The following is a 14,650-nucleotide window of genomic DNA, read 5'->3' as shown; positions in this document are numbered from 1 at the left end:
CGTAGCCGGCTCAAGTCTTCCGGCCGTAATCGGGATGAAGCCGGGGGCCGGAGGCGTTAGGATCGGTTAGGACGCGGACCACCTCCGGGCCGCGCCGCACACCAGGGGGTGACTGGTTTCGACTTCGTACGTTGCGGCAGGGGAAGCGAGCCGAGGAAGCCGACGTCGTCTCGTGAATCGGTCGTCGGAAACCAATAAGCGCCAACTCCAAGCGCGCTGACTTCGCTCTCGCCGCCTGAGGCGAGTAGCAAGTCTGTCGGTCTGGGACTGCCTTCGGCCCAGTAACCGGCATCAGTGAGAGGGCTGGCCTAGCGAACCCGGTCGCGGGGTTCGTGCGGCGAGATCAAACGCGACTGGGCCCGTCACATCGACTCGCTCGCGTGATCGATGGGGCCGAGTAGAGGCACAGCGAGCTGCGCTCGGAGAAGCCCTGGCAAGACGCCGAAGGACCCGGGTTCGATTCCCGGCACCTCCACGGACGACAGCCGGCCCACCGCCGCCAGGCGGTGGGCCGGCTGCATTGTCGGGCCGAACTCACCATGTGTAGCCCACCGCCCAGTTGGTCCGGGAACCCGCTGCCAACCTGGTGCGTCTGACCCGACATGCGCCGTTTCACCGCCCTGTTGGGCATAACACTGATCCTGATCGCAGGTTGCGCGCGGACCGACGGGACCGGACCCGGCGGGCCAGGCGGGTCCGCCGACGAACGCTGGGAGACCTTCCAGCAGCGTGCCGACGAGGTCGCCGAGGCGTGGCGCACCGCGAGCGGGCGGCAGGAGTGGCTGGCCGGCTACGCACCCCTGCAGAGCCGTACCGTGCTCCCCGCCGAGCCCGGGTTCACCCCGGAGACCGAGCAGGCGTTCCACGCCGGGTGGTACCGGGCCGAGCTGACCGTGTCGACCGAGACACCCGCCGACGGCACGGTCGACTTCCCCGACGGGACGCTGAGCGTACCGCTGGTCAGCGCCGCCGACGCGTACGCGGAACTACGCCAGGGCGACCCGCCCCAGTGCGACGCGGCCCGACCTGGCCCCGACCCGACCAGCAGCGCCACCGACCTGGGCGGCACACCTGGCCCGGACGACGGTGTCACTGACTCCGGTGAGCTCGGCTGCCAGGCGCTGACCGTCACGGCCGCCACGCTCGGCACCGTCGAGCTGCTGACCAGCCGGGGCACGGCGCAGGTGCCCGCCTGGCTGTTCGACGTCGCCGAACTCGACGGGCCGGTCGCCCGGGTCGCCGTCGCCGAATCGGTCGCCGTACCGGCACCCGACCCGCAGGTGCCGGACGCGACCGGCCTCACCACGTTCGTCACCGCACAGGACCTCACCGGCGTCGACGGCACCGAGTTGGCGTACCGACTCGGCGTCGGAGCCTGCGACAGCGACATCACCCCGTTCGTCCAGGAGTACGCGGACGCAGTGGTGGTCGCCGGCGGTGTGACCCGCACTGCGCAGGAGTGCACCGACCAACTGCTGTTCCATCCGGTCACCGTGACCCTCGACGAGGCGCTCGGTGACCGTACGGTGCTGGACGCGCTCACCGGTCGCCCACTGCACGTCGCTGCGGGCGGCTGAGCCATGCCGCAGCCGTACGGCCCGGGTCAGGAACCGGATGACACCGCCGTGACCATGTCCCAACTGCTCGACCGAGGGCTGCCCGGGCAGCGCCAACCGGCTGGAGCCTGGAACCTGCCCGCCGGGGAGGCGGTGATCCTGGCCGGTGACGCGGCGACCGGCAACCGGATCCGGATGTGCCTCGACGTCGCCGGGATCAGCGCTGCGGTTGTGGTGCTGGCACCGTCAGGGCAGCTCGAGTGGCAGGGTGATGCCGTCGAGTGACCGCGGGCACGGGCAGTCCCGATCCATCGGCCAGGTCTCCAGCGCGGCCAGCAGCAGCGCGCGTAGCCGAGCGGTGTTCTCGCCGAACACCCGGAACACCTCTTCCTGGGTGACCGCGTGCCCACCCTCGACGCCCGCGTCCAAATCGGTCACCAGGGCGATCGACGTGTAGCACAGCGCCAGCTCCCGGGCGAGGATCGCCTCCGGGTGGCCGGTCATGTTGACCACCGCGCCGCCGATCGCGGTGAACCACCGGGACTCCGCCCTAGTGGAGAACCGTGGCCCCTCGACCACCACCACCGCACCGCCGTCACGTGGCTGCAGGCCCTGCTCGGCGCCGACCCGCAGCAGCACCGACCGCCCGGTCGGGCAGTACGGGTCAGCGAAGCTGACGTGCACCGCACCCTGGTCGTAGAAGGTCTGCACCCGCGCACTGGTCCGGTCGATCAACTGGTCGGGCACCACGAACGTGCCCGGGCCGAGCTCCGGGCGCAGCCCGCCGACCGCGCACGGCGCCAGCACCTGGCGTACGCCGAGCGAGCGCAGTGCCCACAGGTTGGCCCGGTACGGGATCCGGTGTGGCGGATGCCGGTGATCGCGGCCGTGTCGGGGCAGGAACGCGACCCGCCGCCCGCCGACATCGGCGACGGTGATCGGATCGGACGGTTCACCGTACGGCGTCGGCACCCGGTGCTCCGTCGCGTTGTCCAGCAACGCGTACAGCCCGGATCCGCCGATCACCGCGAGCTCTGCCTGCGCCTGCATCAGATCCCTCCCGTTTCGGGCAGGGTGGCCGGAAACACCGATGCCACGCCCCCGCGGTTAGACCTTAACCGGGCGCTGCCGAGCAAGCTATGGTGCCAGGCATGGCTTTCACGGCACCCGTGGCGGATCGTCGCCGCGCCGTCCGCGCGGACCGTGCGGGTCGTGACTGCGCCGCGTGGGCAGGTACGGGAGGTCGAGGTGCACGGTGAAGGTCAGCGGATCGGGGGACGGTCGATGGCGTCGATGACCGGCCAACTGCTGGTCGCGACGCCAACGCTCAAGGATCCCAACTTCGACCGTACGGTCGTGCTGCTGGTCGCCCACGAGGCCGGGGGAGCGCTCGGGGTGGTGCTGAACCGGGCCACCGAGGTGCCGGTCGCCGAGGTGCTGGGCGGCTGGAGCAGTCTCGCCCGGGAGCCGTCGGTGCTGTTCGAGGGCGGCCCGGTGCAGCCAGAGTCGGCGATCTGCCTGGCCCGTACCCGCACCCAGACCGGCCGGGTGAAGGGTTTCCACCGCATCGCCGGCCCACTCGGCACGGTCGACCTGTCGACCGACCCGGGGCCGCTCGCCGAGTCGATCTCCGGGATCCGGGTCTTCGCCGGCTACTCGGGCTGGTCGGCCGGGCAGCTGGAGGAGGAGATCAACGCCGGCTCCTGGTTCGTGCTCGAGGGCCTGCCGGACGATCCGTTCATGGCCCGCCCGGACGACCTGTGGCCGATGGTGCTGCGCCGCCAGCGCGGCATGATGGCCGCCGTGGCCCACTTCCCGGCCGACGTCTCGATGAACTGACCCTCGCGCGTCGATGAACTGACCCCGCGACCCGGGCGGCCGACCCCGCGAGATGACCGCGCGGGGCGGCGTGTGTAGTATTGCCGGGTGCCCGGGAGATCCGGGCCGACCGGGGGCCGTGGCGCAGCTGGTAGCGCACCACACTGGCAGTGTGGGGGTCAGGGGTTCGAGTCCCCTCGGCTCCACCCGTGTTTATGCACGTTGACTGACTTCAGTCGTCGATAGCTTTTTCTTGTGATTTCATGGTCGCCGGTAGTTCGTCGAGCGGTTTGAGAGTCCGTGGCCATTCCGGCCGGCCGGTCGCGGTGACCGCAGGCGGTGCGCCTCCCGATGGCATGCGGTGGGTAGGCGACGATGATCGCGGACGACGGATCGGTCGCGTCGGCACGGGTCCGTTACCGGACCCGCGCGCCCGGCACGTCTACATGATCAATGATCACCGCCGCTGGCAGCCACGGGTCATTACCGCACCGCCTGCCAGGGTCACAGCGGCAGACCGATTTGCCGTGCGACGGTGAGGAAGTCGTAGTAGATCCGACCGCTCGCGATCCGGCCGCCCCGGAACTGGTAGATCTCGCAGCTCAGACCCTCCACCGGCCGTCCGCTCGGTGGCAGCGCGTCGCCGTTGGGCAGCTCGAACGGGCCGGTCTGCGTACCCCGGTTGATCACTTCGGCGACTGCGGTGTCGCCGCGCACGATGAGCGCGGTGATCTCCGTCCGGGCGTCCGGCATCGCCCGGCGGTTGGTTCGCTGCCGGGCTAGGTATGGCTCCGGACCGGTGGTGACCTCTCCGGCCGCAACGTCATGCGCTGCGAAGTCCTCGGTCAGGAGTTCGGCCATCGCGGTGATGTCGTCGCGGTTGAACCGCGCGTACAGCTCACGCAGAGTCGCCTCGTTGCGCGCCTCGCGCTCCGGATCGGTGTCCGACTGGCCGAGCAGGCCGATCAGAAACCCTCGCGTTTCGGCGCCGAGTGTTCTGGTGCTGGTCATGGTGTACCTCCTGAGGTACCGGTTGGCGGTGGCTGCGGGCGGGTGCCGGGCAGCCGGTAGCGCCATCGTGGAATCGGACACGGCGGCCGAACTTCTCAACGTTTGCTGATCCGCGCCGGCCGTACCGGCCATCGGGTGGACCGCCCGGATCGCCCTGCCTGGTTCGCCGTCGCTGACGCCGATCGCAATCGGGGAGAGGTCCCCAGAACCGCCCGGCCGTATCCAGGAACTAGCAGCGCACGTCGCGTCGCCGCCGGTCGGACACGCACAGGCTGGCCGGCCCATCCAGCCGAAGAGGAAGCGTCAATGACGATGATGAGAACCGCCGGGCGGGCCACGGGCCACGGCCCTGGCGGCCCGAGCCGCATGCTGGCCGGATTCGCGGTGGCCGCCGTACTGCTGGCCGCCGGATGCACGACGGACCAGTCGCCACCGCCGGAGTCGGTGCCGCCGCTGAATCCTGCGCCGACGCAGCCCCAACGACCAATGCCGATCCCGCCGCCGACCAGCCCGGTGACGCTCGCGGAAGCACGGTCCTTCCCCGCCGGGGACGCGTCTGCCGACATCGTCGCGGCCGACATCGACGGCGACGGTGTCCTCGACCTCGCCACACCGAACTACAACAGCCACGATCTGGTCTACCTGATCGGCGACGGCCGCGGCGGCTATGAGCCACCGGTGACGATGGCCGCGGGTCGCACGCCGAACGGGATACTCGCTCGGGATCTCGACGGGGACGGCCACCTCGATCTGGCCACAGCAAACCTCGGGTCGGACGACGTCAGCGTCTACCGAGGACTGGGCGGCGGCCGGTTCGCCGAACCGGTGCATCATCCGGCCGGCGACGGTCCCGCCCGGATCGTCGCGATCGATCTCGACCGGGACGGTGCGCTGGATCTCGTCACCCCCAACCTCAACGGCGATGACGTCACCGTCCTGTACGGAACGGGCGACGCGACCTTCGAGGCTCCGGTGTCGGTACCGGCTGGTGACGGACCGCTGCGGATCGCCGTGGCCGACCTGGACGGAGACGGACTGCTGGACCTGGCGAGCGCGAACTACAACTCCGACGATGTCACCGTGATGCGCGGTGACGGTCGGCGTAGCTACTCGGCGCCGGTGGCGTACGCCGCCGACGACACCGCAGCCGGGATCGTGGTGCGCGACCTCAACGGCGACGGGATACTCGACATCGCCACGGCGAACTACGACGCCGACACTGTCGCGGTGCTGTTCGGGCAGGGCGGCGGCAGGTTCGCCGTACCTGCCCTGTACCAGGCCGGTGACGCGCCGTCGGACATCGTCGCGGTGGACGTCAACGGTGACGGTCAGCTCGACCTGGTGACGGTCAACTTCGACTCCGACGACATCACGGTGCTCGCTGGGGACGGCCGGGGCGGATTCGCCGCACCTGCCTCGGTGACGGTGGAGGACGGCCCACCGGCGTTGCTCGTCGCCGATTTCAACGGTGACGGTCTGCCGGACATTGCGACCGCGAATTCGCTGTCCGACAGTGTATCGGTGATCATCAACCAGGGTTGACCAGCGACGGCGGGGGTAGGCGCCGGGCGTTCGACGTCGGCGCCTGCCCCTGCGTCAGGCGGACCCTCGCCGGAAACATGAGTATTTCGAGGATCATGTCGCCCCCTCCACGTGGGCCGAATGAGCGGTCCTGTGTAGTCCGCCCTACTTCAACGGGCCTTCTTGGCTATTGTGCATCGACCGGCATCTCCGGCCCGTGGCTGCATGACAGCGCGGTAAGCCTGTCGTACACTCCGTGAGTATCCAGCTCGGTCGCTCAATGCGGCGTCAAGATCTTTCAAGGAATTGTTAGTACGCGATTCCGGTCATCGCCCGTCCAACATCAGCCAGGAGCGTCGACATGTCCCCTCGCGTGACCGGGATCGGCGGCTACTTCTTCCGGTCCCGGGATCCACAGGCTCTCGCCCGTTGGTACTCGGACAACCTTGGAATCGATCCGTGCCCCGGTGGCGACCAGGTGTGGACTCAGGCTGCGGGGCCGACGGTCTGGGCTCCGTTTCCTGAGGACACCGACTACTTCGGCGCCCGTGACCAGGCGTCGATGGTGAACTTCAGGGTCGAAGATCTTGACAGGATGCTCGATCAGCTCCGGGCGAGCGGCACGACGATCGTGGGCGACGTGCACACGGAGCCGATCGGCCGCTTCGCGTGGGCGCTCGACCCGGAGGGCAATCGCTTCGAGCTGTGGGAGCCGGCCTAGGTCTTAGCCAGATGCACGCCCGTCTTCGGCGTGTTTGACCAGTGCAATCGAGAGGAGCGCAGTGTCAGACCCAACCAAGCCACCGTTCGGCACCGTTGTCGGCTTCGACCTGACGGTGCAGGACGCTGACCGGGTACGGGACTTCTACGCCGAGGTGATCGGCTGGAGCCCGATGCCGCTAGACATGGGTGGTTACAGTGACTACTTCATGATGAGCCCGGCAGGGACGCCCGTCGCCGGAGTGTGTCACGCGCGTGGGGGCAACGCGGACCTGCCACCGCAGTGGTTGTCCTATGTCTGCGTCGACGACCTCGATGCCAGCATCAAACGTGTGGTTGAGTTGGGCGGCGAAGTCGTCGCCGGGCCCAAGGGCACCGCGCCGGAAGCGCGATTCGTGGTGATCCGCGATCCTGCCGGCGCCGTGCTGGCACTTCGCGAGCCCGATCGTCCACAGGACGGCTGACTGCCGTCCGGCTGCCGCCCAACAGAGGTTGGCCGACTCATCGGCGTCACTGACGCTTCCACTGTCGCCACGCCCGCTAGATCGTTGGCGGGCGTGGCGACGCCTCCCGGACCCCTGATCGCCGGCACCCCTTGGAGTACGCCATGACCCATACCCCCAGCCAGGATCTGATGGCGCCGTCACCCGAGCAGGGGGAGGCCGTCCTGCTGCCATGGTTGCGACGGATGCTCGAGGACAAGCCCGTCTGGCAGGACGGATACGGAGTCTGGCATGTCTTCCGGTACGCGGACGTGCGGCGGCTGAGCGCCGACCATGAGACGTACTCCTCGGATCAGAGCCGGGTGAATCCGGCAGCCGCCGAACTCGCTCAAGGTAACCTCACGATGCTTGACCCGCCGGAGCACCGGTCATTACGGCGGCTGGTCAGCGCCGCGTTCACCCCGCGTACGGTTGCCGAGCTCGAGCCACGGATCGCCGCAGTGACCCGTGAGATGATTTCAGATCTCGACGGTGAGTTCGACCTCGCAGAGCGGCTGGCCCACCCTATGCCGGTCACCGTGATCGCGGAACTGCTCGGGCTGCCCGTCGGTGACCGGGCGTTCTTCGCGGCCTGCGCCGACCGGCTGTTGAGCATCCACACCGATGATCCGAACGATCCGGCGCTGATGGAACGCTTCACCGCAGCCATGGGGGACCTGTCCGGGTACCTGCTGGAGCACTGCCAGCAACGTCGGCGGAAGCCTGCCGATGATCTGATCACCGCGCTGGTCACCGCCGAAGTGGACGCGCGACGGTTGACCGATCAGGAGGCCGTCAACTTCTGCACGCTACTGCTTTCCGCCGGTCACATCACCTCGACGCTGCTGCTCGGCAACGCAGTGCTGAGTCTTGCCGAGCAACCCTCGACGTGGCAGCGGCTGCGCGACGATTCGGCGCTGATCCCCTCGACCGTCGAGGAGGTGTTGCGGCACCGGTCGCCTTTCGCGCAGGTCGTCCGGGTCACCACCACCGATACCGAGCTCGCCGGAGTGCAGATACCGGCCGACTCGTACGTGATGCCATGGTTGGTGTCGGCGAACCGGGACCCGAGGGTCTTTGCCGACCCGGACCGGTTCGACATCGACCGTACTCCTAACGACCACATCGCCTTCGGCTTCGGCGGACACTTCTGTCTGGGCGCGCCACTGGCCCGTATCGAAGCCCGCGTCGCGCTGTCCGCGCTCGTCGAACGGTTCGCTGATCTACACCTCAACCCCAGTATCCCGCTGCGGTTCTACGGCCGTGGCGTGTTCGGTGTACGCGCCGTCCCGGTCGTGACGACCGTTTCCTGACCGAATCGGCCGGGCCCGGCCGGGTACCAGCTGAACTGAGACCAAGGGGAGATGCGATGACTGACCAGAGTCAGGAGCCCACCCGAGATGCTCGGCGCCAGCCGCCGCGGTGGACGGCAGGGGGCAGTGCCCTACTTGCCCTCTGCCTGCTTACCGGGTGTCTCGGAGTGACGGAGACGACACCCGACGAGCCGCAGGAGTCGGCGGGGGCCAACGCAGACAGAGTCACCATGTCGGCGATGGCGGAGATTTCGGTCGGTGACGCTCCGGCCGGCCTGGAGGCCGCCGACCTCAACGACGACGGCAAGCAGGACCTCGTCGTCGTCAACTTCAACTCGAACACCGCCGCTGTGCTGCTCGGCGAGGGCAAGGGCAGATTCGCGTCGCCGGTGACCTACCGGACCGGCGACAACCCCAACGGCGTGGCGTTGGCCGACCTCGACGGCGACGGCCGCCTCGACATGGTGACCTCCAACTTCAACTCCAACGACCTGACTCTGTACTTCGGCGATGGGAAGGGCGCATTCGCTGGGGCCAAGTCACTGCCAGCCGGCGGCGGCGCGATCCGGGTGAGCGCCGCCGATCTCGACCGGGACGGTTCCGTCGACCTGGCCGTGGCCAACTATCAGGACAACGCCGTGTCGATCCTGCTCGGCGACGGCACCGGTGGGTTCGCCGAGCCGGCCAAGTATCCGGTGGGCAAGGACCCGAACCGACTCACCGTCCTCGACGTCACCGGTGACGGGGTGCTCGACATCCTTACCTCGGACATCGGCGACAAGACCATCTCGCTGCTCACCGGCACGGGCGAGGGCACCTTCGGCACGGCCAAGGCGATGCCGGCTGGCGACACCCCGTCCGGCGTCGCCGTCGGTGACTTCACCGGTGACGGCAACCTCGATCTGGCCACGGGCAACTACGGCGGTGAGACGGTGACCCTGCTCGCCGGTGACGGCAAGGGGTCTTTCGAACGGAAGCAGGAGTTCGTCGCGGCGCGTGGCCCGGGCGACGTCGTCGCCGCCGACTTCAACGGCGACCGCGCCACCGACCTCGCCGCCGTCGCTCCTGAGGCGGCCGACGTCATCGTGCTGTCGAACAGCCGCAGTGACGGAGTCTTCAGCACCGCCCAGTCCTTCTCCGCAGGCGAGGCACCCGCAGCGATCATTGCCGCGGACTTCGACGGGGACAACCTCGTCGACCTGGCGGTCAGCAACTCACTCTCCGGCAGCATCACCGTGATGCTCAACGGCACCCAGACCGCAGCGGGTGCCGACCTCGCGCCGGTCGCGCTGGTCACCAACGAGAACTCGGCCACCGTTTCACTAATCGACGCCCGGTCCTCGACTCTGCTGAAGACCATTGACATCGGCGGTGACCGCCCAGGCGGGGTGGCGCTGACCCCGGATGGCCGACGGGCGTACGTCGCGAACCTCGGTTCCGACAATGTGTCGGTGATCGACCTTCCCAGCCGTCGGTTGCTGACCACGATCGCCGTCGGCCGCCAGCCCAATGGGATCGCGGTGTCGCCCGACGGCACCCGGATACTGGTCGCCAACGAGTTCTCCGACACGGTCTCGCTGATCGACTCGGTCACGAACGCGGTGACCGCCACCATCCAGGTGGGGGAGCGCCCAGTCGACGTCGCCTTCACCCCGGACGGTCGGTATGCCTACGTGCCGACGAATATATCCTTCGAAGTCGCCACCGTGGACGTGGCGCGGGCATCCGTCGTCGCCCGTACCCGCGTCGGCGCACGTCCTGGTGGGGTGGCGGTCAGCCCGGACGGTCGCCTGGTCTACGTCACGAGCATCGCCGACGACCAGGTGACGGTAGTCGACACCGCTACCAACAAACGCGTCGCAAACATCGACGTAGGTGACTGGCCGCTGAAGGTTGCCTTCAGTCCGGACGGCCAAAACGCCTACGTGGTGACCTACAGTTCCGACGCGGTCAGCGTCGTCGACGTCGCCAGGGGCGCGGTCACCACAACGATCGAGGTCGGCATCCGTCCGTACGGGTTGGCGCTGTCGCCGGACGGCCGTCAGGCGTTCGTGACCAGCCAGAGCGGCAACTCGATCTCCGTGGTCGACTTGGAGCGAGGCGAGTCAGTGGCGACCGTGGAGGTCGGCGAACATCCGATCGGGGTGGCCTCGGTGCTGGCCCCGGTGGAAACAGTCAACGCGTAGTCAGCCGAGACCAGGTGCCCGTCGACGGCCGGATTCGTCATCGGATCCGGCCGTCGGCGGTGTCACCGGTGTCACCACCTGCCGCGTGACCAGCCCGAGCAGCGCTGCTACTGCGGCGTTCGCCGCACCGATCTGCGTCACCGTGAGTGGCACGACGTCAAACGTCGCGAGAAGGTTGAGCAGCGCCAGCACCGCCGACTGAATCAGCACCGGCTCCCGCCGCCAGATCGACCACCGCGTCATAGCGACGTCCACGCCGGTCGTCCCCACCGGCGGGCGAAGGCGATTGCCTCCGGGGCCAGTCTGGTCCCGTACTCAGCCTGGTCGTCCGGTCCGGCCGGCCCGTTGCCACCGACCACCAGGACGACGATCGGCTCGAAGCCAGCCGGCACGCCCAACTCCTGGCGCAGCCGCTGGTGGTCGAAGTCCCCGAGTTGGCGGCACTGCCAGTCCTGCGCCCGCGCTTGTACGCAGATTCGGCTCACCGCCATTCCCAGCTCGTATTCGGCGCCCAGCATCGGCACGCCCTGCTGATCAGCGGTCTGCGCCAGCGCTAGCAACAACGCGGCGGCCCCTCGCGTGTGGCTCTGGTGGGCCGGGTTCAACGCGGTGCGCAGCAGCGAGAACGTCGTGTCGCCACGACAGCCCAGCATGAACCGCCACGGTTGCCGGTTCCCACTCGACGGGGTCCAGCGCGCGGCCTCGATCAGCCTTGCGAGTTGCGCGGTGTTCAGCGTCCCCGTGGTGAATCGCTGTGCGGAGTCGGCTGGCGCGAGGAGCGGGTGTAGCCCTGTCTGATCAGGTGGACTCGTGGGTGGCATGAGCAAGGCCTCCACCGGTGCTTTGATCTATCGCTTACTGGTTTATCGCAACAGCGGCAGGCAGTGATCTCCTCCGAAATCTTGCTAATCGATGAGCGCTGCCTTAGCGCAAGTTAGAAGAAGGTTGTCCCTGGGCCAAAGGGCTAGAAATTGACCGAGCGTCAGTCATGCTCGTGCCCATCAACCGAGAGGCAAGGAGATCAGCCGTGCCGCCACCCTCGGGTGCTCATCAACCAGACTGGCAGGCCGCTATCGAACCACGCGGCGAGGGCTTCCGGCTCCGTCGGGTAGCGTCAGATCCGGCTGGTTCCGGAGACGGTGCCATCTCGCCCGATGGTGCCTTCTTCGTGGCCTCATCGAAGCGGACCGGAACCGTCAACCTCTGGATATTCGACCTACATAGCGGCCGGTGGCATCAGGCCACCCGAGGAGCAGGTGATGACATCGAGGGGCAGTGGTCCCCCGACGGTCGGCGCATTGTCTTCACTTCTACCAGGGGCGGACACAAACAGATTTGGTGGTACGAAGTCGCCACCGGTCGCATTGAGCAACTGACGTTCGGCGATCATGAGGAAGAGTATCCTTCCTTCGCGCCGGACGGCCAGCGCATCTTGTACGTCGGTGGCCCCTGGGGGCGCCGGTATTTCTACATCGTGCCCGCCGGTGGCGGTGCTCCGCGTGTCGTGGACCGGCCACCGGGTAGGGCAGGTGCTGGTTCCTGGGCGCCGGACGGCCGTTGGCTGGTGTGCCATTCCTACGACGCGGGGGCCGGAGCGATCTTCCTGCAGGACTCAGCAGGCGCCGAAGAGATCCCGGTGACCGACGGGACAGCTTGGGACTACAAGCCCACCGTCTGTCCCACCCGGCAGGTCGTCGCGTTCTCCCGCAGCAACGAGGGCCGCTCGGTCATTTGGGTGCAGCGCCTCGGCGACGGATCCGGCCGTCCCCTGGTCACCACCGGAGCGGACGACCGGTGGCCGACGTGGACCGCCGATGGCCAGAGCCTGTTCTTCCACCGGCTCATCGACGATGGTCGCGCGATCGGCATGTGGAACCGTGCCACGGGCGAGGTGCAGGAGCTCGTCGGGGCGGACGAACGGCCGCGGTACGCGTCGTTCGACCCAGCGGCGCGCCGGATCGTCTACGCCAGCGAACGTACCGGACGATCCAACATCAAGATTTTGGACCTGTCCGACCATGTGGTGACGGCTCTGCCGGTGGGAGAGGCGTCCTTTCCCGCCTGGTCGCCCGCCGGCGAGCGGATCGCGTTCTGCTCGCGCCGCGGATTGGCGCACCGCTGGCAGATCAGCACGGTGGACGTGGCGACCGGTGAGGTCCACGACTGGACATCGGGGGTGGTCGGGCTACGCCGCCTGCATGGTCCGCTGAGCTGGTCACCCGATGGCGACCGGCTGCTGTTCAAGAGTGAAACCGAACCGTTCGCCGCGAACATCTACGAACTCGACCTGCGTACCGGCGGGGTCAGTGCGGTTACCGACGACTCATGGTGGGACGAGTCTGCGGCATACACGCCGGACGGCGCCGCGGTGGTCTTCATGTCGACCCGCGGCGGCGACTGGACCTGGGGCTTTTACCGCAAAGATCTGGCGACCGGCGAAATCGAGACGCTGGCGGGGCCGGACTACGTGGAACGGAACAATCCACGGCTCACCCGCGACGGCGTCCTGTTGTCGACGCTGGTGGCCGGCACCAGCGAGGAACTGTACGAGCAGTGTCCCGACGGTACGGGGCGGGTCGTCGCGGAGGCGGGTCAAGGTGTCCGCTATCCGGTGCCGTCGGCCGACGGCCGGATGGTGCTGTTCGCCCGCACCCATCGCACGGTGGAGTACTGGCTCGCCGAAAACGTCTGGGCGGCGGATTCACCGGTCGCGGACTTGGCGCGTCCGCTGGTCGCGCGGGCTGCGGGAGGTACGCCGATCAGTGAGCAGGCACCGCTGGGGCCGGTCCGAAGCCCGGTCGACACGCGACGCAGATGACGGATGTGAATCGCTCATCCGGTCGGGTGAGCTCCGGACGAACCGCCAACCAATCTGAGGAGTGCCTGTGGAGCCGCAACTACTGCGACCCGGCCCGCCCGCCGCGACGGCGCCGTCGGACGGCGCGGACAAGAACCACATCTATGACAGTGTTACCGCGCCGATCTGGCAGTTGGCCGTCTACCAGCCGGTGCATGCCGGCTGGGAGTTCACCAACGTCGGTGGGGCGGCGTTGCTCGACCAGATCACCGAACCGCTCCGACTCGGCGCCCGCCATCGGGTTCTCGAATGCTGCTCTGGAACGGGAGCGGTCAGTCGCTACCTGAATGTGCGTCGCGGTTGTGCGGTCACCGGCGTGGAGATCAACGAGAAACAACTCGATCACGCCCGCCGGCTCGCGACCGGAAACCCGGACCTGCGGTACGTGCTGGGCGACGTCGAGCGATGGCAGCCGGACGGTGCCTACGACCTCGTGCTGGCGATCGACTCGCTGAGTCTGCTCGCCGATCCGCAGGCGGTGATGCGGACCGCCCATCGGGCGTCGTACCCGCGTGGGGTGTTCGCGATGGCCGATACCGTCGCCGGTAGCAGCATGTCCGACGAGACCCGGGGACGGGCCTGGGATCTGGACGGCATGCGGCCGCTGCCGGGACCCACCGCCACGGTGCGGATGCTGCGGTCAGCCGGGTTCGACGACGTCGAACTGACCGACTGCACGGCGATGGCGGTCGAGTGCTTCGAGCGGATCGGCACAGCTCTGGTGCGGCGTGAGGACGAGATCTCCGCCCTCGTATCGGCTGATGAGCTGCGGCACTGGCGGGACTCCAGCGAGTTCTATCTGGCCGCGTATCGAAGCCGCCAGCTCACCTACTGGCGTGGCGTGGCCCGGCACAACGACCACCGCGGCACCGTGTCCGCGTCGCGGCGCCGCGCCCGAACGACCTACGGAGGGTAAGTAACGATGGTCTTCAAACGGGAGCCAGTGATCATTCAGGCCGGACTGCTGGCCGTGTTCAACCTCCTCGGCGCGTTCGGCCTCGTGAGCTGGTCGTGCACTCAGATCACGGCGGTCAACGCGGCGATCGCGGCCGTCCTCGGGGTGATTACCCGCCAGTTGGTGACCCCGCTGCACGACCCACGTGACGCCGCCGGCCGGCCGCTCAGCCGGCGTCCGGCGGGCCCGGGTGACGGCGAACGGACCGTGGCATGAATCCACGCCGTCTGA

15 protein-coding genes, 1 tRNA gene and 1 other RNA gene are annotated in these 14,650 nt (G+C 68.3%); 13 read left to right on the top strand and 4 right to left on the bottom strand.

The features are described from left to right. Window positions 1-104 precede the first annotated feature (104 nt). The 3 genes from ssrA (at window position 105) to O7553_RS22655 (ending at window position 1,841) form a co-directional block, all read left to right on the top strand. Window positions 105-478: a transfer-messenger RNA gene (ssrA, locus tag O7553_RS22665) on the top strand. A gap of 124 nt (window positions 479-602) precedes the next feature. Continuing rightward, window positions 603-1,577: a hypothetical protein gene (locus tag O7553_RS22660; RefSeq protein WP_281551689.1), complete on the top strand. Its 975-nt coding sequence runs from the start codon at window positions 603-605 to the stop codon at window positions 1,575-1,577. 3 nt (window positions 1,578-1,580) lie between these two features. Then, window positions 1,581-1,841 (top strand): hypothetical protein, encoded by a 261-nt coding sequence (locus tag O7553_RS22655; protein WP_281551688.1) that lies wholly within the window; start codon window positions 1,581-1,583, stop codon window positions 1,839-1,841. Here the strand turns inward: O7553_RS22655 and O7553_RS22650 are convergent. Further along, window positions 1,803-2,606 carry an S-methyl-5'-thioadenosine phosphorylase gene (locus tag O7553_RS22650; RefSeq protein ID WP_281551687.1) on the bottom strand — a complete coding sequence of 268 codons (804 nt, stop codon included), beginning with the start codon at window positions 2,604-2,606 and terminating at the stop codon, window positions 1,803-1,805. The genes O7553_RS22655 and O7553_RS22650 overlap by 39 nt on opposite strands. Window positions 2,607-2,804: 198 nt before the next feature. Between O7553_RS22650 and O7553_RS22645 the strand changes: the two genes are divergently transcribed. Together O7553_RS22645 and O7553_RS22640 are read left to right on the top strand one after the other, a co-directional pair. Then, on the top strand, window positions 2,805-3,395 hold the full coding sequence (locus O7553_RS22645; RefSeq protein WP_233606431.1) for a YqgE/AlgH family protein: 591 nt from the start codon (window positions 2,805-2,807) through the stop codon (window positions 3,393-3,395). A gap of 112 nt (window positions 3,396-3,507) precedes the next feature. Further along, window positions 3,508-3,580: transfer RNA gene (locus O7553_RS22640), tRNA-Ala, on the top strand. Between the two features lie 298 nt (window positions 3,581-3,878). Here O7553_RS22640 and O7553_RS22635 read toward each other — a convergent pair. Continuing rightward, window positions 3,879-4,385, bottom strand: coding sequence for an ester cyclase (locus tag O7553_RS22635; RefSeq protein ID WP_281551686.1), 507 nt, complete (start codon window positions 4,383-4,385; stop codon window positions 3,879-3,881). A 306-nt stretch (window positions 4,386-4,691) separates the two neighbouring features. On the opposite strand from O7553_RS22635, the gene O7553_RS22630 reads away from it, so the two are divergent. The 5 genes from O7553_RS22630 to O7553_RS22610 all read left to right on the top strand — a co-directional run bounded on the left by O7553_RS22630 (window position 4,692) and on the right by O7553_RS22610 (window position 10,607). After that, complete coding sequence (locus O7553_RS22630) at window positions 4,692-5,927, top strand: VCBS repeat-containing protein (RefSeq protein ID WP_281551685.1); 1,236 nt, start codon at window positions 4,692-4,694, stop codon at window positions 5,925-5,927. A gap of 340 nt (window positions 5,928-6,267) precedes the next feature. Continuing rightward, the gene (locus O7553_RS22625; RefSeq protein WP_281551684.1) at window positions 6,268-6,627 is read left to right on the top strand and encodes a VOC family protein; all 360 of its coding nucleotides are present in this window, start codon (window positions 6,268-6,270) and stop codon (window positions 6,625-6,627) included. Window positions 6,628-6,688: 61 nt separating this feature from the next. Next, complete coding sequence (locus O7553_RS22620; protein ID WP_281551683.1) at window positions 6,689-7,090, top strand: VOC family protein; 402 nt, start codon at window positions 6,689-6,691, stop codon at window positions 7,088-7,090. Between the two features lie 143 nt (window positions 7,091-7,233). Next, window positions 7,234-8,421, top strand: coding sequence for a cytochrome P450 (locus O7553_RS22615; RefSeq protein WP_281551682.1), 1,188 nt, complete (start codon window positions 7,234-7,236; stop codon window positions 8,419-8,421). A 239-nt stretch (window positions 8,422-8,660) separates the two neighbouring features. Further along, window positions 8,661-10,607, top strand: coding sequence for an FG-GAP-like repeat-containing protein (locus tag O7553_RS22610; protein WP_281551681.1), 1,947 nt, complete (start codon window positions 8,661-8,663; stop codon window positions 10,605-10,607). Here O7553_RS22610 and O7553_RS22605 read toward each other — a convergent pair whose 3' ends face one another. Together O7553_RS22605 and O7553_RS22600 are read right to left on the bottom strand one after the other, a co-directional pair. Then, entirely contained in the window at window positions 10,608-10,850 is a 243-nt protein-coding gene (locus O7553_RS22605) for a hypothetical protein (RefSeq protein WP_281551680.1), read from the bottom strand. Further along, the gene (locus O7553_RS22600; protein WP_348650040.1) at window positions 10,847-11,428 is read right to left on the bottom strand and encodes a nitroreductase family protein; all 582 of its coding nucleotides are present in this window, start codon (window positions 11,426-11,428) and stop codon (window positions 10,847-10,849) included. The genes O7553_RS22605 and O7553_RS22600 overlap by 4 nt, the downstream gene beginning before the upstream one ends. Before the next feature lie 206 nt (window positions 11,429-11,634). On the opposite strand from O7553_RS22600, the gene O7553_RS22595 reads away from it, so the two are divergent. The 3 genes from O7553_RS22595 (at window position 11,635) to O7553_RS22585 (ending at window position 14,635) form a co-directional block, all read left to right on the top strand. Continuing rightward, on the top strand, window positions 11,635-13,425 hold the full coding sequence (locus tag O7553_RS22595) for a peptidase S9 (RefSeq protein ID WP_281551678.1): 1,791 nt from the start codon (window positions 11,635-11,637) through the stop codon (window positions 13,423-13,425). A gap of 67 nt (window positions 13,426-13,492) precedes the next feature. After that, window positions 13,493-14,380, top strand: a complete 888-nt coding sequence (locus tag O7553_RS22590) for a class I SAM-dependent methyltransferase (RefSeq protein ID WP_281551677.1) — start codon at window positions 13,493-13,495, stop codon at window positions 14,378-14,380. Between the two features lie 6 nt (window positions 14,381-14,386). Further along, a complete protein-coding gene (locus O7553_RS22585) occupies window positions 14,387-14,635 on the top strand; it encodes a hypothetical protein (protein ID WP_281551676.1) in 249 nt (82 codons plus the stop codon). Window positions 14,636-14,650: the final 15 nt, after the last annotated feature.

This window comes from Solwaraspora sp. WMMA2059 (genome assembly GCF_027497315.1).
Lineage (GTDB): Bacteria > Actinomycetota > Actinomycetes > Mycobacteriales > Micromonosporaceae > Micromonospora_E.
The sequence above is the reverse complement of the archived record's forward strand: the minus strand, read 5'-3'. Positions and strand labels throughout refer to the sequence as shown.